Source organism: Ruegeria sp. CH8 (genome assembly GCF_056536985.1).
The window spans coordinates 47,392-67,153 of record NZ_JBQFQR010000021.1; the positions used below are offsets into that span (position 1 = coordinate 47,392).

18 protein-coding genes are annotated in these 19,762 nt (G+C 55.2%); 9 read left to right on the top strand and 9 right to left on the bottom strand.

What is annotated here, in order from left to right; genetic code table 11:
• Window positions 1-2: 2 nt before the first annotated feature.
• The 3 genes from ACR0ER_RS20145 to ACR0ER_RS20155 all read right to left on the bottom strand — a co-directional run bounded on the left by ACR0ER_RS20145 (window position 3) and on the right by ACR0ER_RS20155 (window position 5,938).
• Window positions 3-1,016 (bottom strand): catalase, encoded by a 1,014-nt coding sequence (locus ACR0ER_RS20145; RefSeq protein WP_480770466.1) that lies wholly within the window; start codon window positions 1,014-1,016, stop codon window positions 3-5.
• Window positions 1,017-1,149: 133 nt separating this feature from the next.
• Entirely contained in the window at window positions 1,150-2,199 is a 1,050-nt protein-coding gene (locus ACR0ER_RS20150; protein WP_480770467.1) for a patatin-like phospholipase family protein, read from the bottom strand.
• Window positions 2,200-2,677: 478 nt separating this feature from the next.
• Window positions 2,678-5,938: a beta strand repeat-containing protein gene (locus tag ACR0ER_RS20155; protein WP_480770468.1), complete on the bottom strand. Its 3,261-nt coding sequence runs from the start codon at window positions 5,936-5,938 to the stop codon at window positions 2,678-2,680.
• Window positions 5,939-5,999: 61 nt separating this feature from the next.
• Between ACR0ER_RS20155 and ACR0ER_RS20160 the strand changes: the two genes are divergently transcribed.
• Window positions 6,000-6,467, top strand: coding sequence for a hypothetical protein (locus tag ACR0ER_RS20160; protein ID WP_480770469.1), 468 nt, complete (start codon window positions 6,000-6,002; stop codon window positions 6,465-6,467).
• 545 nt (window positions 6,468-7,012) lie between these two features.
• On the top strand, window positions 7,013-9,106 hold the full coding sequence (locus ACR0ER_RS20165; protein ID WP_480770470.1) for a sulfotransferase: 2,094 nt from the start codon (window positions 7,013-7,015) through the stop codon (window positions 9,104-9,106).
• 131 nt (window positions 9,107-9,237) lie between these two features.
• Here ACR0ER_RS20165 and ACR0ER_RS20170 read toward each other — a convergent pair whose 3' ends face one another.
• The 6 genes from ACR0ER_RS20170 to ACR0ER_RS20195 form a co-directional block, all read right to left on the bottom strand.
• The gene (locus ACR0ER_RS20170) at window positions 9,238-10,296 is read right to left on the bottom strand and encodes a 2Fe-2S iron-sulfur cluster-binding protein (protein WP_480770471.1); all 1,059 of its coding nucleotides are present in this window, start codon (window positions 10,294-10,296) and stop codon (window positions 9,238-9,240) included.
• Window positions 10,297-10,308: 12 nt separating this feature from the next.
• Complete coding sequence (locus tag ACR0ER_RS20175) at window positions 10,309-10,782, bottom strand: hypothetical protein (RefSeq protein ID WP_480770472.1); 474 nt, start codon at window positions 10,780-10,782, stop codon at window positions 10,309-10,311.
• Entirely contained in the window at window positions 10,779-11,945 is a 1,167-nt protein-coding gene (locus ACR0ER_RS20180; RefSeq protein ID WP_480770473.1) for an aromatic ring-hydroxylating oxygenase subunit alpha, read from the bottom strand. The genes ACR0ER_RS20175 and ACR0ER_RS20180 overlap by 4 nt, the downstream gene beginning before the upstream one ends.
• Before the next feature lie 9 nt (window positions 11,946-11,954).
• Complete coding sequence (locus ACR0ER_RS20185) at window positions 11,955-12,218, bottom strand: hypothetical protein (protein ID WP_480770474.1); 264 nt, start codon at window positions 12,216-12,218, stop codon at window positions 11,955-11,957.
• A complete protein-coding gene (locus ACR0ER_RS20190; protein WP_480770475.1) occupies window positions 12,215-12,805 on the bottom strand; it encodes a TetR/AcrR family transcriptional regulator in 591 nt (196 codons plus the stop codon). Before ACR0ER_RS20190 ends, ACR0ER_RS20185 begins: the two co-directional genes overlap by 4 nt.
• 316 nt (window positions 12,806-13,121) lie before the next feature.
• Window positions 13,122-14,075: a LysR family transcriptional regulator gene (locus ACR0ER_RS20195; protein ID WP_480770476.1), complete on the bottom strand. Its 954-nt coding sequence runs from the start codon at window positions 14,073-14,075 to the stop codon at window positions 13,122-13,124.
• A 155-nt stretch (window positions 14,076-14,230) separates the two neighbouring features.
• On the opposite strand from ACR0ER_RS20195, the gene ACR0ER_RS20200 reads away from it, so the two are divergent.
• From ACR0ER_RS20200 to ACR0ER_RS20230, 7 genes are all read left to right on the top strand, one after another.
• On the top strand, window positions 14,231-15,247 hold the full coding sequence (locus tag ACR0ER_RS20200) for a TRAP transporter substrate-binding protein (RefSeq protein WP_480770477.1): 1,017 nt from the start codon (window positions 14,231-14,233) through the stop codon (window positions 15,245-15,247).
• A 67-nt stretch (window positions 15,248-15,314) separates the two neighbouring features.
• Window positions 15,315-15,851 (top strand): TRAP transporter small permease, encoded by a 537-nt coding sequence (locus tag ACR0ER_RS20205; RefSeq protein ID WP_170335472.1) that lies wholly within the window; start codon window positions 15,315-15,317, stop codon window positions 15,849-15,851.
• 18 nt (window positions 15,852-15,869) lie between these two features.
• Entirely contained in the window at window positions 15,870-17,210 is a 1,341-nt protein-coding gene (locus tag ACR0ER_RS20210) for a TRAP transporter large permease (RefSeq protein WP_480770478.1), read from the top strand.
• Between the two features lie 18 nt (window positions 17,211-17,228).
• Window positions 17,229-17,723, top strand: coding sequence for a universal stress protein (locus ACR0ER_RS20215; protein ID WP_170335476.1), 495 nt, complete (start codon window positions 17,229-17,231; stop codon window positions 17,721-17,723).
• A 26-nt stretch (window positions 17,724-17,749) separates the two neighbouring features.
• The gene (locus ACR0ER_RS20220) at window positions 17,750-18,136 is read left to right on the top strand and encodes a nuclear transport factor 2 family protein (protein ID WP_170335478.1); all 387 of its coding nucleotides are present in this window, start codon (window positions 17,750-17,752) and stop codon (window positions 18,134-18,136) included.
• Between the two features lie 37 nt (window positions 18,137-18,173).
• Window positions 18,174-19,577, top strand: a complete 1,404-nt coding sequence (locus ACR0ER_RS20225; RefSeq protein ID WP_480770479.1) for an NAD(P)/FAD-dependent oxidoreductase — start codon at window positions 18,174-18,176, stop codon at window positions 19,575-19,577.
• Between the two features lie 40 nt (window positions 19,578-19,617).
• On the top strand, window positions 19,618-19,762 hold a 145-nt coding region (locus ACR0ER_RS20230), incomplete at its 3' end, for a thiamine pyrophosphate-binding protein (RefSeq protein WP_480770481.1).

The following is a 19,762-nucleotide window of genomic DNA, read 5'->3' on the forward strand; positions in this document are numbered from 1 at the left end:
ACCTAACTCTCCGAGAAGGGGCAGGGCGACCCGCCGCGCCATTCGCTTGATATTCTGTAGGAGTCTATTCGTATCTTCAGAACAGGATCATTCGACGCCTCGATCCCATTGGTCAGCAGGCCCGGGTTAAAGCTGAGCTTTTCACAGTCTGCGATCTGGTCCTCGGGCACAGTGTCCAGTGTCAGCGTGCCCATCATGATCCGTTTGCGGTGTGGCGGCCAGGGGCGGGAGGAATTGTTGAAATCGTCGCCCACTTCGCCAATCATCATCATCAGGGAAAACCGCGCGGGTTCCTTGGCCAGACGGTCTTTTAATTCGGCCCGCAGGTAATCATCGACCGGTGCATTGTTGGAGTCTGTTCTAAGAACACCGGCAATCGGCTGCCATGAAAACCGAACCCAGCGACGTGTATTGTCCTCGCCAGTAACCACAAACGTATGCACGGCATGATACGCCGCCCTGACATAGCTAGTTGGCGCACCGATTTGGGCAGCCTGCATGATACCCAGTTGGGAATATGCGTTCTGATCCGCGAATTCGATGGCACCGTCATCCGGGCTGATGGTTTCCCCCGGATAGGGATCGCGCTTGGGCAGGATCAGTTGCAGGTAGTTGCAGATCTTTCGCCAGGGTGACTCGGCCTCATACATTCTGGGTTTCGCGGCTTCGGCGAAGTCCAGAAAAGTCTCGGGTGTCGGGGCGAAAAACTCTGGCAGGGTCATTGCGATCAGATCGGTATCCGTGCCATCGCCCAAATGAAACCGCACCGCCATACCGCGCACGTCAGACCAGCCGTCATGCACGGCAGCGCACCCGGATCCGTTCGAGAACCGCGCGATCACATCCGTCTTTTCCGCGCTGAAGTGGTCGGCGACGCAGTAATGTCGGGCAATTGGTGAGGGTTCGAAACTCCCCGTCGCGCTGATTCCGATGCTGTGCACCGGGCGCAGAGCCGTATCGCCATCCGGGCGCTGCAACACCGCAACCAGCTTCTCGGCTATGCCGGGATCGCTCATACCTCTTCCCCTTTTCAGTCTTTTAAATCCGCTGAAAATTTCGCGTTAACCATAAGCGCTGAGCCTTCAAAGGCAACAGAAACAACGTGGAGGCGGCGGTGAATTTCCCATGTGGTTCAAAATGATCAGCCGGTCACCACTTTTGCAGCATCTCGACGGCGTTCGCCCAGTATTTGCTCTGCTTGCTGGCCTGGAAAGCGTGGTCCATCAACATGTAGGATTCGGGTTTGTGGGTCGCCAGGCCGACGATCTTGGGCAGAGGTGGATTGATCCGCACCAGCCGGTTCTTCAAAACCATACGCGCCATCCAGTACTGGTTTTCCGCAGAGGTGGTGAGCAGCAATTCAATCAATGCGCCTTTAGGTGCACCCGATGTCACTCCGAACCATTTCAACAGGCCCCAGTCATCGGGATTCTTAATCATTTCTTCGGAAATGTCCGTCGGTTGCTGTCCTGTGCCGATTGACAGCGCTTCGATATCCGCAACCCCTTTTGCGCGCTCAGCTGCGATTGCGACATTGATCCCGTTCATCACCGGGTTGTTGGCAAAGGTTCCGCCATCGGCGAAATAGCCGTAATCGACACCATCGGCCGTGATCAGATGCGGCGGGAAATATGAGGGGGCGGCCGAACTTGCCATTGCGACGTCCAACAGTTTCACCGTTGCCATGTCCAGCCAAGCCTCGTGTTCAAGGTTCTGATTTGTGATCGTGAACGGCGACCAGCCGATCTTGTCGCTGCGATGCAGGCAAACCGTATTCACGGCCAAAACCAGATCTGACGATATCGACCCGATGGTCCGGTCTTCGACGAGCGAAGTCCCAATGCGTTCAAGACCTGAGGCATGGTATTGCGACGCCATAATGCCCGGACCGCCACCAAGCCTGAACCGCCGCATGATTTTGTCGAGCGCTTTGTCCAGAACACCGCGTTCGTTCTCAAGAAAAATCTGGTCAGCGTCACCGCGATAATGCGCGGCCAACTCACTGACCAATACGCCCATATCCTTGCCTTGGGTCCGGCCATCCGCCAGAGCCACGGCAATCAGACCGCCGGTAGATGTGCCCGCGAAGCCGTCCGCCTTATCCAGAAATCCAGTTTCTTCGTGAAGGCTCTGCAAAATCAGGCAGGTCAGGTATCCTCGTATCCCGCCGCCATCGCAGGAAACCAACTTAAATGCCATATGATGCGCCTCGTAATCTTGCCTGCAACCTCGCCCCGGCCAGAGCCGGGTGACGGTTTTTTGTTCTTTTGACGCTGACCATTGAGAAAAACAAGCGTCACGTAGAAACGGGCCTAACTTGGGTTCTGCCGTAAATGCGCGTTTAGTCGGAAATCAATGGAACTTACTAGACGATCCAGCGGTTCAGCGTCGCGCAATCTACCTAAACGCCACGCGTGACCAGGATTTGTTTAAGGTCACTGTACGACACTGAATATCGCAAATAAAAGAACACCGCGTTTAAAATTACGCCCTGCGGAATGTGTGCACCTCTGAATGAGATTGCCGCCGCCCGCATCGTTCGAAATCCGCGAGACCATTTACACGAGCGCTTCGCTTCAAAAGCTCGCGGCTTGCTTCTCAAGAAAAGAAACCCTGACAATCCTTTTGGGACGGGACCTGCTGCGTCGCTCGGTAGAGCGACGCAGCAGTCGATATCTTAGAACGACCAGTTCAACCCTGCGCGCAAGTAGGGACCTTGAGCGTCATTTCCGATTTCCTGTTCGGCAGTGGCTTCGAACTGCATGCCGTGCATAAGGTCTTTTTCATACCCCAGCACAATGCTTGCACCGGTAAAGTCCGTGGACGCGAATGTCAGCGTTTCCGTTGATGAGAACACGGTGACATCTGCGTTGGTGTCCCCCAGTCCTCTTCGTAGGACGCCGCTCAACTGACCAGAGATGACACCTCCGTGACCTAGCTCTTTATCAATTTCCGCACCAAGTCGGGCTTCGATTACTTCCGTTGTGGCCGATCCGACAGTCGCATTGGCATCGGATCTTGTTTCTGTGTATTCGTCGTCTTTCTGGCGCGTATACCGAACTTCACCAATGCCGAGCAGTCCGAAATCGTCGCTGACATGGAATGCCCGCTCTATGCCGATGTGGGCAGTCAACAGCTGACTGTCATAGTCGGCATGCGCGTCTGGGCTGCCGGTAATCTGGCGCGACCGATCCGTAGACAACCACCCGTAGCCGAACCCGAACTCGAGTGTGTAAGCGCCCACCTGACGTCCGATTGCGGTATCCAGATAGAAACCAGTGGTATCAAAATCGGTTGTGTCAGTATCTCCATCGGCGTTGAAAACACCCATGCCCACAGCCAATGAAAGGCCATTGTCCAGCTGGCCGGAAAGCCCCACACTACCATCGAACAACACGATGTCGGTGTCATTGCCCGGTACAGTTTCAAACTGACGGTATTGGGCATCTATCATCGCGTATGGCCGGAAACCTCCGAATGCAGCGGTCGCCTGCTGAAACGCGAAACCACGCGATACCTGCGCTGGCTGATCGTATCTCAACGCATCGCTTGCACCGCCGACGACGCTTCCGAAAAAGGCCGTTACATCGCCAGAGATTCCGAGATCGCCAGTGTCCACAACAGCGTACACAGGTGCTGATCCGCCCTCATCTTGGACAAACCAGGCTGATCTGCCGTCAGAGACTTGTGTCGTAAACACACCCACGCTTGGCGCAGCATCCTCAAAGTAGAAGACGTTACTGCCGCCTTTTGCATCCAGATTTACATTGTGATCTTGCACCCGGATCAGACCGGATACCTGATCCTTGCTGTCTACATTCAGAGTACCACTGCCCGTACCTAAGAAGATTGCATACGCCTTGCCGCCGTCGGATGTAGCCGAAATCCGGCCTACATCAGAAATTACACCGTCAAAGTTTTCGAAATACAGTCCGTAGGCTTCGGAAGACGCACCGCCAGTAGCAGTGGCCGTGATGGTGCCCGTATTCGAAAACGTGCCTTGCATGTTTTCGATCCAGACCCCTGCGGCGGATGCTCGGGCTCCGTCGGTGCCATTCACGATTTTAGCGGTCGCATCGATTGTACCGGAGTTCGTAACCGACGCGTTCACGTCATCATACAGCAATATGCCTTGTGCTCTGAGGTTCGCAGCCCCCTGAGCGAGAACCGAAATGCTGCCGCTGTTTGCAACGCTTCCGGTTGTATCCCCCCGAATGTAGATACCGCGAGCGGTGGCCCAGTCTTTCTTGGAAATACTCACAGTGTCGATCACGCCTGAATTGGTCAAGTTACCTTCAAAGCCGTGACGGACGTAAAGACCGCTGGCATAGGCAGAACCTGTATCCCCTTCGGCGCGAACCTTAATATCGCCGCTGTTGGCGAAGTTTCCTTCCAGAGAGGCATCTTCATCTCTGGGGTCCTCGTTGCGTATGTAGAAACCGTATGCCTCGGATTCGTCATCCGTGGTTGTTGATGTCACGTTCACTGTGCCAGAGTTTGTGACATTGCCGACAATTCCATCTTGCACTGCGAATCCTGCGGCAAGGGCACTTTCGTACCCTGTGGCGTCAGCGGTGATCGACCCGCTGTTGGAGAGATTGCCTTCCATCCGGTCTTCGACGATCAAGCCGGTTGCATAAGCCTCTGAGGTGTCAGATATCGCAGTCGCGGTGATCGAACCGGAGTTCTGAAAATACCCTTCGAAATCATCATCGATTTTCAGACCTGCGGCACTGGCTTCGGACTCACCCCGCGCGTTGACAGTGATCGACCCGCTGTTGGTGACGTCACCTTCCAGATCGTTTGCGACAAACAGGCCAAAAGCTTCGGCACTGCCATTGTCGGACTGGGTATTGACCGTAAGCGTACCTGAGTTGGCAAAGTTCCCGATCAGATCTTCGCGCAAGAAAACACCCGATGCGCTCGCGTCATTGGCATTCTGCGCGCTGACGGAAATCGAACCCGCGTTGGTAATATTCCCAGTGGTGACTTCTTCAAAGTAGACACCTGCCACGTCCGGCGTGGTTGCAAAGGGCGGGCGTGGTGGACGTGGCGGACGCGGCCCGGTTGCCTCAGTGCTGACTGAATTTACCGAAATCGTACCGGAGTTGGTGAAGGTCCCAGTGTACTCATCATCCAGGTGAAAGCCCCGCGCAATTGCGCTGGATACTCCGGTCGTACTCACCGAAACAGTGCCGGAGTTGCCAATATCTCCGGTCATATCTCCGTCAACATAAAAGGCGACAGCTTCTGCGTCGTCGCTGGTCGATGAGGCCTGCACTGTTACCGTGCCACTGTTTGTTATGTTGCCGTCAAGATCCGAGTCCATATAGAAAGCATATGCTTCACCGGAATCCGTCCCACCCTGAGCCCGGACCGTCAACGTACCGCTGTTTTCGAAGTTGCCGTTAAAGGTGTCGTCGAGATAAATGCCATATGCGGTGACTTCGCTGGCACTGACGGCAGACACCGTCAGAACACCGCTATTGGTAATGTTGCCCATCACGGCATCGTTTACGTAGAGACCGAATGCCTCAACACTGTCCGATGAAGTGCTGGTACCACGAATGTCGATTGTGCCTGAGTTCGTGAAATTCCCGTTGAGGTTCCCGGACAGGTAGAAACCCGAGGCGCTGACCTCGCTAGACGCCTGCGCAATGGCACGGATGGTTCCACTGTTCGAGATACTCCCGTTGGTATCACCTTCGATATACACGGCGGCTGCATCGACACTGCCGGAAGAGGCGGACGCATTTGCGGTGATCGTACCGGTATTGTTGAAGTTCCCGTTCAGGTCGCTTTCCAAATGATACGCCCAGGCCGTCGCTGACGTGTCTGCAGCAGCGTTGACGGTCACAGCCCCGCTGTTGTTGACGCTGCCGGTCATGTCGCCGACAACACGAACACCGATGGCGTCAGCAAAACTGCCGTTGTCCATCGCGATTGCCGAAATCGTGCCAGAGTTGTTCAGGTGACCGTCCAGGTTGGCATCTACCAGTATGCCGAACGCACTTAGGGTAGAACCGTTTTTCGCTGTAGCCGAGATAGTCCCGCTGTTGCTTATTCCAGTGTTGACATCACTGACGAACAACAAGCCTAACGCAGACGCCACATTCGAACCGGCAGCGGTTGCGGTGGCCCTGATTGTACCTGAGTTTGAAATGGTTGCGGTTGACTCAACACTCCCGACGAATACAGCCCCCAGCGCGCTCGCACCATTGCTTGATGTGGAATTCGCGCTTGCTGTGACAGTCCCCGTGTTTGCGAACGCACCGCTATATTCTTGCAGCATAAGAAAGCCGAGGGCCGCAGCCCCGCTGCTGCCGTTCGCAGCGATGTTGATAGTTCCGTTGTTTCTGATGGCCCCGGATGCTTCGAGGTTCCCGGTCAGAACAACACCAATCCCGAATGAATTTCCGGAAGACGGGCCCGTAATGGTACCGTTGTTAGTGGCAGTGCTTGAGTAATTTGTGTTTATCTCGACCGCGGCGACGGCTGCGGTGGTCAAGTTAATTACCCCCGTTTCAGTAATCGTTGCGTCGATATCCGATGAGATAACAGCCTGTGTGTTCTGAGGCGTGGAAATAACCTGAGCCTGGGCATTGCCTACCGTCAGGGCAGTTGCAGACACAGAGGCTAGGAAAAGCGATGGCGCAACACTTGCCACCCGTCCTTTCCACTTCACCAAACGACCCCCTCGCGCCACACGATCATGGGCGCGCTCTGCTGCGCAGTCTTTCATTTTCCGAATACCCCCTCGGAACTAATGTTCTGTTAACTATTGTTGCAAGGGCTAGCTAAATTCAAAGCTGGGCACAAATGTGACAGTTTTATATTTATTGGGAAGATTTTCCTGTATTGCTCAAACGACACACAACATATCGACATGATACTTGACCTTGTCGGCGCTGTCGCACCGATGGACGATATCAAAAGAATAATCTAACACGTGGTGATTGCTGCGGCTAAACACGGTCATTTGGGGCGGTGCACTTCTGAGATGAGGCAAAAGATGTACGAACAGAAACAGATTTCCGTACAAGACGCCTATACTCAGGGTTTGTCACATTATGAGAACGGACATCTGAAACAAGCAGTTGGGCTTTTTTCGGAAATCATCCGTGTCGCACCCCGGCATGCCGCATCACATCAAATGCTGGGCCTGATCGCCTATCGAATGGGGCAGTTTGAACCCGCTGTTGCCGCTTTCGAGCAAGCTGTGCGTCTGCAGCCGGGGAATGCGGCCTTTCTTACGAATTTCACTGAAATTCTTCGTGCCTCCGGTCGGCTTGATCAGGCTTTGGAAACCGGAGTTCAGGCAGTGCGTCTAGCGCCGGGCAACCCCGCGGCGCATTCCAATCTCGGACTGGTCTATTACGACCGGAAAGACCTGAGCCAAGCAAAAACGTCGCAAGACCGTGCGCTGGCCCTTGATCCAAACTTTGATCGTGCAATCAATAACCTGGGAAGCATCGCCAGAGATGAGGGCGATCTCGGGAAAGCTTCAGAACTTTACCGAAAGGCGTTGCGGATCAATCCGGGTTCGACGGAAACCGCCAACAATCTTGTTTCGGTTCTTATCGAAGCCGAAAAACTTGCTGAAGCCGGCGAATTTGCCAAGGCCCGGTTGGAAATCAGCCCTCGGGATGCAGAGCTGCACCGCAACTTTGGTCGGCTGTTGGTGCTTCAGAACTATTTGGACTCGGCCGAGGCCAGTTTCCGGACTTCCATCGATATTGACAGCACAAAGGCGGATAGCTTTGTCGGTTTGTCTCAGGTTTTGTTTGAAAAGAACCACCCAAAACTTGCTTTGATAGAAGCAGAACAGGCATTGCGTTTGGACCCGGACAACGCAGCAGCCTGCCATCAGTTGGCTTTGGTCGAAGCTCATCTCGGAGAGGTTGAAAAGGCCGAAACGCTGCATAAACGTGCTTTGGAACTGAAGCCGGAAATGACTGCAAGTCATTTGGCTCTGGGTCATTTGGCGATGGAACAGGGCAAATTTGAGGCGGCGCGCCAAAGATTTGAAACGGCAGCCGAACTCGCTGACGACAAGTTGAGTGCGTTGATCGCACTTGCGCGTCTAGAAAAGGTCACCGAGGACAGCGAGGTGTTTCAATCTCTGGAAGCTGTGTCGTCTTCGGTGGAAACAATGCTGCCCCAGAAAGCCGTCGCCTATCATTATGCGATGGGAGATTGCTACGAACGGTTGGGGCGATACGATGAGGCCTTTTCGAGTTTCGAAAAGGGCGCGCGGGTCAAGCGTGGTCTAATTTCCTACGATCCCAATGAGATCGATCAACTGACGGACGACCTTATCGCCACATTTGACCGTTCAACGATAGAGCGGCTGCGCAGCTGCGCCATTTCCAGTGCAAAACCGATTTTTATCGTCGGAATGCCGCGTTCGGGCACAACGCTGACGGAATCCATCCTAGACGCCCACCCGGATGTTTTCGGCGCAGGTGAGCTAAACGACCTGCAGAATATTTTTGGCCGTTTGCCTGACGGAACAACGAATGTGCCTAGAGCTTTGCGTAGTACCACAGCAGGGGCTTTGATCCGATGCGCGGAAGACTACGTCGAGGCTTTGTCGGCGCACTCTCCGAATGCGGAACATCTGGTTGACAAGATGCCGGCCAATTTCCAGCTGATCGGACTGATCCACGCGATCTTGCCGAATGCAAAGATCATACATATCGCGCGCGAACCCATGGATATTTGCTTGTCCTGCTATACACGCCTGTTTGAGCGTAGCCAATTGCACAGCTATGACCAGCAAGAGCTTGGCCAGTATATCAACAACTATATACGTCTCATGAACCACTGGCGTGAAACGCTACCTGAGCGTGCGTTCCACAATATTCACTATGAAGATCTGGTAGATGATATTGATGGCGTGGCACGGGGTATGATTGCGTATTGCGGCCTCGATTGGACAGACGCCTGCCTGGAATTTTATTCGGGCGAACGGCGTGTCAGAACGGCCAGCGTACAACAGGTTCGCCAGCCGCTCTATTCATCATCCAAGGCGAAATGGCGGCGATATGAACGGTATTTGCAACCTCTGATGGACACCGTCGGTGAAAACCGAATTCGCTTCTGAGCGTTGGTCCGACTTGCTTAACGGAAGGTTTCTGGCTCATCCGAACGGTCAACGAGTGAAAATTATCCCGCTCGATTTTCGAAACGTGAATCACGCAGGTGGTTCAAAATCATTGGATCTTGACCCCAAGCTTAGGTCTCAAAGCTCACAGAAACGTTCTCTTCGGTCGCGACACTCTGGCAGGTCAGAATAAGTCCTTTTGAAACATCACTGTCTTCAAGAGCCATACGGTTCCGCATATGGACGGCTCCATGGGTTAAACGGGCGACACAAGCGCCACATACACCCGACTGACAACTGAAGGGTGGGTTCAGGCCGGCTGATCGGGCTGCTTCGAGAATGGTTTGTCCGGCGGATACTGGAATTTCTGTCGATGCGCCGTTCAGCTCTATGCACGCCGAGGCTGCGATCCCCGGCACGCTTGTGTCACTTTCGGTGTCGCCACCAAAGCTCTCCATGTGAATGCGGTCGTCCGGAACGTCCAGGTTGCGTAGGGCGGTGCGAGTATCTGAATTCATCGTGCCGGGACCGCAGATCCAGAATTGCGTGTCCTGCGCCACCGGAGGTGTTTCGGAAATCGATGCCTGAATGGCCTCTGCGTCCAGCCGTCCCGTGCGCCAAGGGCTGAACCAACTGAACAAAGCGGGACGGGAAAGGACATGCCGCACGGTGAAACGTTGTGGGTATTGTGCCTGCATCCGGTCCAGTTCATCTCGAAAAAGGATGCTGTTCGCGCTTGAATTGCCAAAGACCAGATGCGCAGAGGAATAGGGTTCGTCGGTCAACACAGACCTGATCATTGCGTAAAGAGGCGTGATGCCGCTGCCCGCTCCGAAGAAATAATGGGTGCGGCGTTTCAAGCTTCCGGGGGTCAGGGTGAATTGGCCAAAAGGAGGCATGACTTCGACTGTGTCCCCTGCAGACAGAGTGTTGCCGATATGGTTTGACACGGTCCCACCTCTGACGCGTTTGACAGTGATGCGCAGCGGTGATCCCGGTGGGTTCGAGATGGTGTAACTGCGTCTGTGCTCCTCACCCGCGAACCGGAACCGGACGGTCAGATGTTGCCCGGCCGGCCATTGAAACTGATCGGCCAGGGCGGGAGGGACGTCAAAGGTGACACTGGTCGCGGCTCCTTCTATTTCCTTGCGGATGTCCGTCACGGTCAAAGTGTGAAAGTCGCGTTGCATGGGAATATTCCGTTACCGGTAATCGTAGGTCGTGGTCAAAGAGTGGATCACTGTCCCGCCAAGATACGGGGCAAAAACAAACTCATCCGTCTGGCGCATTGTGTCGGAGTGGCCCTGCCAATCGTAATCGACACGTGTCACGGCGGTAACATGCGAAACGCCATCCTCAACTCTTGACGAAATCTCGGGGATAGATCGTCGGGTTTCCCTGTACTCCTCCAGCGCATTCACAATCTCGGTGTCTTCGGTCTCGGCGTCATCCGCGACCCGGTAGGTGAAGACGTCGTCCTTTTGCCCCATACCGTATTTCATGACGATCCGGTGCGTGGCATCGGGGTGCCAGTCGCTCCAGGTGGCCAGCAGGCTTTGTTCGTCCTCAGCCTGTAGGATGCGCGCAGCAACGTCTTCGGGCGCGTCTGCCTGCGCGGTCAGCGCCAAAACCAACGCAAGCGCAACACCGATCAGCGTGGCTTGAGCCGGTTTCATCGCGCGTCCCCGTCACGGTCTTGCATGCAGCTCAACACCGCTTTCTGATGTTGGGTAATTGGGCTTTCTCCGACTCCGGCGGGACCGATTTCAAGGTAAGGGCTTTTCAGAGATTTCTGTTGTTGTTCACAGGCGTACACGTCCTCGGCCGTGAAATCGCCAGAGGCCATTGGGTCGTCCGCGCCGGTGGCATCGTCCCCTTGGTACTTCGCACCGCCAAAATCTTTCCAGAAGCCCCAGCTTTTCCATTGCTGCTTCTGAAATGCCCAATCCGATACGTTGGCCAGTTTTGTCCGGTTTTCGACCCGCGTTAGGTCGGGGGCCAGCGGCGTGATCATGAACAGGTTCCAGCTTTCCTCACTGGCACCGATGCCAATGCCGGGAAACAGCATCGGGACCCAGGCTCCGACATGGGGTTCTGGGATCGTGCGCGGCATCGGCAGGTTGGCTTCGTGGTTCTTCGTATAGGCTTCTGAGGGTGGCTCCCAAAAGTGGTAATGCGGCCCCTTCCAGCCATACTCGGCCTTGGCATGATCATACATGTGCAGCGTGTTCGAGTGCAGATGGCTCAGGTGGTAGACGTCGATGTAATTCTCGACGACGATCTTCCAGTTGGCCTTGATCTCATAGGTATTCCGGCCTTCGGTGTATTCCACCAGTTCTTCGGGTTTGTGCGGTCCAAGGAAGGGGTCCACCCCTCCGAACCATTCGGCAAGGGTGGGCGCATCCGGATCGGGATGCACAAACAGCATACCCCGCCAGACGTCGACGCTGGCCGGTTTGAGTCCAAGACAGGATTTGTCGACACCGTTTGGAAACTCGGTCGCTTCATCAGGAACCGAGATCAGGTTGCCCTCCAGATCATAGGTCCAGTCGTGATACGGGCAGGTCAGGGCTTTCTGCGTCTTGCCGACCGCGCGGATCAGTTGGGTGCCCCTGTGACGGCAAATGTTGTGAAACGCGCGCAGGCGGTGGTCGCGGCCCATCACAATGAACAGGTTGTTCAGGCCCGCCTGAACTGACAGGTAGTGCCCCGGCCCCTCGATATCCTCGACCAAGCCGGCAAACCGCCAGGTGCGTGAGAAGATCAGATGCTGTTCCCTGTCGAACCAGTCCTGAGAGGTGTAGGCGTCAACCGGCAGATGGTGATACATTTTGGTCATCAAGGCACCTCAGGCAAGAAGATGGGCATATTGGGGAAACAGGCTGGCGGCAATCATCATCAAACCCAGCACAGCCCAGAGGCAGACAATGGCCCAGTACAGAATGGGGTCATCATCCCGGTTTATCTCAAACACCAGAAAGGCTTGCCCGTTCATGATCGTCGGCACGATCCACCAAACAAAGAGCAACCCCCAGACCCAGTAGATTCCAAGCACCGTGGCCACCAGAAGGATGGGTAACGCAATGTAGTTCGCGGTTCTGGCAGGGCTCATTGCGTCGTCTCCAAAACCGAGGCTAACAGCGTGGCGGCCTGTTTCAACTCGGCACGCCATGCTTCGGGCGGATTCAGCGGGGACAGGGCATCCATACTCACAAAGATCGCCGAGATACCCTGGGTCACAGCCCGAATACGTGTGTCCGGTGCCGAAGGGGCTGCGCGCCTGAGGATGGCTTCGATCACATCAAAGAAGTCCGTGAGACTGTCCATCAAGCCCTGCCGCAGGTCCGGCCGGTCCGGAACCGCCGTCACCAGTGCCTGATAAGCAAGCATCAAACGCGGATCGGTCCCGCCATCTTGTGAAAACAACGCATTTACAAGGTCCGAAGGGGATGCCTCAGCCGGAGGCGCCTGACGCAATCCTTCCAGTGAATCTGCGAAGCCAGCGATGGTGTGGTCGGCCAAGGCGCTGACCATTTCGTCCTTATTTCCAAGGTAGTGACGCAGAAGCGGGCGCTTGACGCCAGCTAACTCTGCAATTCGCTGCTGGGTCGCGCCTTCAAGCCCGAACCGCGCCACGCATGTAAGGTAAGCATCTAGGATCTCATGTGATCTTTGGTCTTTCAGAGAGGGTCTTGGCATTTACATCCCATAAACTGACACCAATGACAAATAACGCTCAGCCTTATTTTGTCAATAGTGACAATTTACTTTTTCAGATCTTAACCCGGAACCATTTCTCCGACCATCAAAACCCGACCAATAGTAACGGCTCGGTTTTGTTTAATTGGCGCGAAACTTGATAGGCTGACACATCATTTCAGCAATTTTGAAGCGAGTGGCGGTATCTTCCGCCTGGTGCAAGCAACTGCGAAACAAGTCTGAGATAAACTTAGACAGATTCACTTGGCCGGGTTTAACGCCACCCCCTGGCCGGAAATCGTACTGTCGAAGACAGTCAGACTTTCAAAATCTGACCGTCTGCAAGACTTGGATTGTCGTGTTCTCGGCTTAATACGCTCATGAATAGTTTGGTGATGCGTGTTGGCGCGGGTTGCCTGCGGGTCACAGCCGCAAAACGCGTGCGATACTGAGTTTCGCCGGGCAAAACCTTCTTCATCATTTTCTGGTCGACAAATTGCTGGGCCAGGTGGTCGGGCAGATACCCAAGATACCGGCCGGACAGGATCAAAACAGCAAGAGCCTGTTCGCTTTGAACCTTTGCCGCGCGTTTTAGTCCCAGTTGCTGACCAACGATAAGATTTGGGGAGTTCACGCTGAGGCCCGCATAGTTGAACTTGCGCAGCTCGTCCATGTCCAGATCGGCATCTGAGCGATCAAACAAGGGGTGTTCATTGCTGCAATACAGGAACATGTCCTCTCCATACAGCGGGACATAATCAAGACTGGCAGAGGGACGGTGCAACGCAATGATCCCGATGTCCAGATGTCCGGTAATGACCATGGTTTCGATCACGTTGGGCGGTTCCACCGAAAGTTCGATTTGAACGGCGGGCGCGGCCTCGTTGAACTTGTGGATCGAACGGGCCAACCGTGCCTCTGGGTTCGAGGTGCATTGATCGAACAATGCGACCCGAATGGTTCCCGCCAATTGCTCTTTGATCTCGTTCACTTCGGTTCGAAACTGCGAAACGGAAATCAGCAGGTCTTCGGCGGCGCGTAGGACTTTTTGTCCGTCTTCGGTCAGCGAGAAGCCGGAAGGCCCGCGATTGCAGAGCTTCAGATCTAGACGCAGCTCCAGGTCCGAGATGTGTTTGGAAATCGTCGATTTTCCGATGTTCAACTCAACCTCGGCAGCCGAAAGCCCGCCGCTTTCAACAACGGTTTTAAACACCCGCAAAAGCCGGATATCGGCGTCGCCTATTCGTATGGTCAGTGTGTCGAGCTTCATTCTGCAAGTTCGATATATGTGAAACCTATCGCGCAAAGTTTAGCAACGAAGAAACACTTTGCGCAAGCTAGGTATTCCGCGCCGAGGCAGAATCGGACTGGCCAACTCTCCCCTGGTCAGCGCGCACCTCGAAATCTGAAAATGGGAGGAAATCCATGTCATTTATCAAAAAGCTTGGCACCATCACCGCTGCAGTATCCGTAGCGGCACTGATGGCCGCAGGCGCAGCCGACGCGAAAAACTTCAAAATTGCGGTCGGTGACAGTGCAGGCAGCGCACAGGAAGTTCTTGGAATTGCATTTGTCAAAGCGCTCGAAGAGAAATCGGGTGGCGAGCATACTGCAACCCTGTTTCTGAACGGTCAGCTGGGCTCTGAACAGGATACTGTCAACGAAGCCGCCATCGGCACGCTGGATATGTCGCTGCTGGCGATCAACAACATCACACCCTTCTCGCCTTCGGTGGGCGTATTCACGCTGCCTTACGTGATCCTCAGCCTGGAAGACGCTGAGAAGCTGACCCAGGGTCCAATCGGTCAGGAACTGGTTGAAAACACGATCCGCGATGCGGGCGTGCGCATCATTGGCTGGACCTATACCGGTTTCCGCCGCCTGACCAACTCGAAAAAGCCGGTCAGCTCGGTTGCCGACCTGCAGGATCTGATCATCCGCGTTCCCAAGAACGAGATCATGATCGAAACCTACAAGTCCTGGGGCATCAACCCGACCCCGATGGCATGGTCAGAGACCTTCACCGGTCTGCAGACCAAGGTTGTCGACGGCCAGGACAACCCATACCTGACCATCAACGCAATGAAATTCTACGAGGTACAGAACCACGTAACCAATCTGCGTTACATTTTCTCGATCGAACCGCTGATCATTTCCGAAGCTGTCTTCCAGGATCTGTCCGAAGAAGAACAACAGATGATCTTGGAAGCAGGACAAGAGGCAACTCTGGCCTCGGCTCAGTTCCTTCGTGATTCAGAAGCGGCCATCAAAGAAGAGCTGACCGCCAAGGGCATGGAAATCATCGATCCTGAAAACGACGAAGCCGAGTTCATTGAATTGGCAACCGGTGCCGTATGGCCGCAGTTCTACGAGTCTATCGGTGGTGTCGAAAAGCTGAACGCAGTTCTCGAAGCCATCGGCCGCGACCCGGTCCAGCAGTAATCGCCGCAGAGCGATGCAGGGAAGAGCGTTACGGCGCTCTTCTCATCTCAGGGAGGAGGGAAACCACATGTTCTGGAAATTTCTGGACAATATAGAAAGCGTGATCTGCCGGATTTTGTTGTCCGGTTTCGTCTGCCTTTTGTTCGTACAGATCGTCGCGCGCGAAGTTTTCGGCTTTTCGATCAGCTGGATCGAGGAACTGTCGGTCTACATGTTCGTCTGGTTCGTCTATTTCGGTGCCAGCTACGCTGCATTAAAGGGCGCGCATAACCGCGTGACGTTCCAGTTCAAGTTCCTGCCTGACGGCGCGATCAAGTACATCGAAGCCTTTGCCGATCTCTTCTGGCTCTTCTTCAATGTCTATTTCCTGTATCTGGCGACGGACTTCGTCTTCAACAAGATGAACAAGTTCTGGAAGTCCCAGACGTTGGGCATCGAGATGAAGTACATCTACATGGTGCTGCCCATCGCCTTTGCGCTGATGACCTTCCGCATCATTCAGGTGAATTACCGCCGCCTGATTAAGGGCGAAGAAATTCACGACCCCGATCAGATCGACCTCGACGAAATCAAAGCTGCGACCGAAGCAGCCAAGAACGACTAAGGGCAGGGAGGACACGTTATGGAATCCGAAATCGTTACAATTCTGTTTGGCTCATTCCTGCTTTTGCTGCTGATTGGTGCTCCGATCACTGTGGCTCTGGGTGTGGCATCGCTGTTTTCGTTCCTGTATCTGGGCGAAAACCCCATCAAATTCGTGCAGATCGCCTTTACCTCGGTCGGGGCCTTCCCGCTGATGGCGCTGCCCGCCTTTATTCTGGCGGGGGCCTTGATGGAGGCCGCCGGTATCTCAAAACGGCTAATCAATGTCGCTGAAAGTCTGGCCGGTCCGTTCACCGGTGGCATCTCGGCGGCAACTGTCATGGCCTGTCTGTTTTTCGGAGCCATCTCGGGTTCGGGCCCGGCAACAACCGCGGCGGTGGGGATGCTGATGATCCCTGCAATGATCAACCGCGGATATGAGCGCGGCTATGCCTCGGCGATCACTGCGTCTTCTGGCGGCCTCGGGATTATCATTCCTCCCTCCATCCCGATGGTGATCTTCGGCATTGCCGCGCTCGGCATGGCACCTCCGCCTGAAGCGGTCGAGAAATTCGGCACCTTCCAGTCGGTCTCGATCTCCAAACTGTTCATCGCGGGCTTTGTTCCGGCCTTCCTGATCGCCACCAGCCTGTTGATCCTGAACTTCTTCATGTCGAAAAAGCGCGGCTACAAAGGTTCAGCCGAGGGATGGTCCATCCGTAACGTGTTCTGTGAAATGTACCGCGGATTCTGGTCGCTCATGGCGCCGCTGGTGATCTTGGGCGGTATCTACACGGGCTTCTTCACCCCGACCGAGGCCGCAATTGTCGCGATCTTCTACACGCTGGTGGTGGGCGTGGTGATCTACCGTGAACTGACGTGGCAGACTCTGTTCCAGTCGCTTGAGGCCACAACATGGTTGACCGGCCGGGTTCTGCTGATCCTGTTCACCGCCACCGTGTTTGGCCGCCTGTTGGTCGAGAACCAGATCCCGGCAATCATCGCAGACTCGATGCTCAGCTTTACCGACAACCTCTATGTGATCTGGGCGCTGATCATCTTCTTCCTGCTGTTCGTCGGCATGTTCATGGAGACGCTGGCCACCATCCTGATCCTCGTTCCGGTGATGCTGCCGGTGGCCTACTCGGTGGGTATCGACCCGATCCACTTTGGTGTGGTTATGGTCTGTACCCTTGGCATTGGCTTCCAGACCCCGCCGCTGGGTGAGAACCTGTTCATTGCCTCGGGGATTTCGAACATCTCGATCGAACAGATTTCGCTGCGGGCTCTCCCGTTCGCTGCAGCCAACACGATTGCGATCTTCATCATCGCCTTCTTCCCTGAACTGTCGCTGTGGCTGCCACGGCTGTTGGGCTACTGACCCGGAAAGGATGACGACATGAAACAACTGGTCACCAACATCCTGTTTGCCACCGACTTGTCGGCGAACTCACCCCACGCCTTGCGCCATGCCGCCAGCATCGCGCAGGCGACCGGAGCGCAGATCCACGTTCTGCACGTCAACGAGCCGCTTTCAGATGACGCCAAAATCACGATGGAGATGTTCATTCTGAACGAGGAAACCCGCAAAACCGCGCTGTCGCGCCGCCACGAGATGGTGCGCCAAGTGTTGGCCGAACGGCAGGCCAAGTTCTGGGCCAGTTTTCAAGGTGATGATGCCAAAATCCGCGAACAGGTGACCTCGGTCGAGGTCACCGACGGCCACCCGGCCGAAGTGATCCTACGTCGCTCGGTCGAGATGGGCTGTGATCTGATCGTACTGGGCGCGCATGACCACGGTTTTTCACACACCTTCCTGGGCACAGTCGCGAAACGCGTTTTGCGGCGGTCCAAGATCCCGACACTGATCGTTCCGAACCCGGACGAAGCATAACAACCCCCATTAGAAGGAAAAACAAAATGAGCAAGACCCTGACTGCACAGGACCTGGCCGACACGTTCGACGCGTTCAACCGTCATGACATCGACGGTGTGATGACCCACTTTGCCGATGATTGCGTGTTCTACACCGTGGCCGGAGATGAGAAATACGGCAACAAGGTTGAAGGTGCCGAAGCCATCGCCACCGCCTTCTCGGGCGTGTGGGCTGGCATGAAGGATGCCCATTGGGATCACCACAGCCACTTCGTGCATGGTGACAGGGCCGTTTCGGAATGGACCTTTTCCGGCACTGACGCCAACGGCATGCGGATTGAGGCCGAAGGCGCCGATCTGTTCACCGTGCGTGACGGAAAAATCATCGTGAAACAGGCGCTTCGCAAAACGCGCCCAATGTTCAAAGCCTGATCCGCCGCCCTGCGCACAGCTTCGGAGAAAAACAAGAATGGTGGACAACAGCATCCCGCGTCACTGGCCCAAGGCCAGCTATGATCCCAAGTACGACCCCATCATAGATGCTGGCCCGGGTCACAATCGCGACCACGCGCCAACTTACTGGGTTGGCACCGCAGGCACTCCGCCCGTGGATGATGGCCCGGTGTCCAGCGACATGGACGCCGACGTCGTTGTCATCGGTTCGGGTTATACCGGCTTATCGACCGCCATTCATTTGGCAAAGGAACATGGCATTCAGGCTGTGGTTCTGGAGGCAAATACCGTGGCCTGGGGCTGTTCGACTCGCAATGGCGGGCAGGCCCAGATTTCCTCCGGGCGTCTGAAACGCTCGCAGTGGATCGAGCGGTGGGGCATGGATGTCGCCAAAGGCATGCACGCAGAGGTGACCGAGGCCTTTGAATTGTTCAATGATCTGATCGCGTCGGACGATATCGACTGCGACCCGCAGACGGGTGGGCACTACTATATTGCCCATCGGGACAAGGTGATGCCGTCGCTCAAGAAAGAGAGCAAACTGCTGAACGATGTGTTTGGCTACGACTCCCGCATCATCTACCGCGATGAGCTGCATGAAAGCCACGTCCGTGACATGGAGGCAGCAGGTGCCATGTGGGAGCCTGATGGCACCTGTATCCACGCCGGTAAACTGGCTTTTGGCTATGTCAACATGGCCCGCCGTTTGGGCGTGAAAATCCACACCGGAAGCCCGGTGATGGGGTGGGAGACCAAAGGCGGTGTTCACCATCTGCGCACACCGGGGGGCATTGTCCGGGCAAAGACCGTGGCTCTGGCGACTGCGGGTTACACACCGCCTGGCTTGAACAACCGGACCAAACATCGCTTGATGCCGATCCTTTCAAACTCGATGGTCACCCGGCCCTTGACCCAGTCGGAATTGGACGAGTGTGGGATCCAGACCAAGTCGCCCCTGACCGATACCCGCACATTGCGACACTACTATCGACTGTTGCCGGATAACAGGATGCAAATCGGCAGCCGCAGTGCGGTGACAGGGCGGGATGCTGAAAACAACAAGCACTTGGAACTGCTGAAAAAGGGTCTAGCCCGCAAGTTCCCGGCGCTGGAAGACATCAACCTCGACTACTCTTGGTGGGGGTGGGTCGACGTCAGCCACGACATGATGCCACGCATCTTCCAGCCAGATCCCGATCAACGCGTGTTCTACGCCATGGGGTATGGCGGTAATGGCGTGATGTATTCAGCTCAGGCCGGACGGCGCATGGCGCAGCTGGTAGCCGGCGAAAAGGACAAGGCATTTGACCTGCCGATTTTTACGTCCCCGCTGCCCAGCCACGGTATCCTCACACCTTTCCGCCGATTGGGCCAGCGCATGGCTTATGTCGGCTATTATCTCAGAGACGAAATTCTCTAACTCACCAACGCTTTGACGACTCAAACAAGGACACACACAGATGAAGATGACGACAGAAGAGGCCTTTGTTAAGGTTCTGCAGCTGCACGGGATTGAGCATGCCTTTGGCATTATCGGTTCGGCGATGATGCCGATCTCGGATATTTTCGGGAAAGCCGGCATCACGTTCTGGGATTGCGCGCATG

Coding starts and splice junctions, on each gene's coding strand:
- ACR0ER_RS20145 (WP_480770466.1), bottom strand. CDS start 1,016: ATGAGCGATCCCGGCATAGCCGAGAAGCTGGTTGCGGTGTTGCAGCGC.
- ACR0ER_RS20150 (WP_480770467.1), bottom strand. CDS start 2,199: ATGGCATTTAAGTTGGTTTCCTGCGATGGCGGCGGGATACGAGGATAC.
- ACR0ER_RS20155 (WP_480770468.1), bottom strand. CDS start 5,938: ATGGACAACGGCAGTTTTGCTGACGCCATCGGTGTTCGTGTTGTCGGC.
- ACR0ER_RS20160 (WP_480770469.1), top strand. CDS start 6,000: ATGCCGAACGCACTTAGGGTAGAACCGTTTTTCGCTGTAGCCGAGATA.
- ACR0ER_RS20165 (WP_480770470.1), top strand. CDS start 7,013: ATGTACGAACAGAAACAGATTTCCGTACAAGACGCCTATACTCAGGGT.
- ACR0ER_RS20170 (WP_480770471.1), bottom strand. CDS start 10,296: ATGCAACGCGACTTTCACACTTTGACCGTGACGGACATCCGCAAGGAA.
- ACR0ER_RS20175 (WP_480770472.1), bottom strand. CDS start 10,782: ATGAAACCGGCTCAAGCCACGCTGATCGGTGTTGCGCTTGCGTTGGTT.
- ACR0ER_RS20180 (WP_480770473.1), bottom strand. CDS start 11,945: ATGACCAAAATGTATCACCATCTGCCGGTTGACGCCTACACCTCTCAG.
- ACR0ER_RS20185 (WP_480770474.1), bottom strand. CDS start 12,218: ATGAGCCCTGCCAGAACCGCGAACTACATTGCGTTACCCATCCTTCTG.
- ACR0ER_RS20190 (WP_480770475.1), bottom strand. CDS start 12,805: ATGCCAAGACCCTCTCTGAAAGACCAAAGATCACATGAGATCCTAGAT.
- ACR0ER_RS20195 (WP_480770476.1), bottom strand. CDS start 14,075: ATGAAGCTCGACACACTGACCATACGAATAGGCGACGCCGATATCCGG.
- ACR0ER_RS20200 (WP_480770477.1), top strand. CDS start 14,231: ATGTCATTTATCAAAAAGCTTGGCACCATCACCGCTGCAGTATCCGTA.
- ACR0ER_RS20205 (WP_170335472.1), top strand. CDS start 15,315: ATGTTCTGGAAATTTCTGGACAATATAGAAAGCGTGATCTGCCGGATT.
- ACR0ER_RS20210 (WP_480770478.1), top strand. CDS start 15,870: ATGGAATCCGAAATCGTTACAATTCTGTTTGGCTCATTCCTGCTTTTG.
- ACR0ER_RS20215 (WP_170335476.1), top strand. CDS start 17,229: ATGAAACAACTGGTCACCAACATCCTGTTTGCCACCGACTTGTCGGCG.
- ACR0ER_RS20220 (WP_170335478.1), top strand. CDS start 17,750: ATGAGCAAGACCCTGACTGCACAGGACCTGGCCGACACGTTCGACGCG.
- ACR0ER_RS20225 (WP_480770479.1), top strand. CDS start 18,174: ATGGTGGACAACAGCATCCCGCGTCACTGGCCCAAGGCCAGCTATGAT.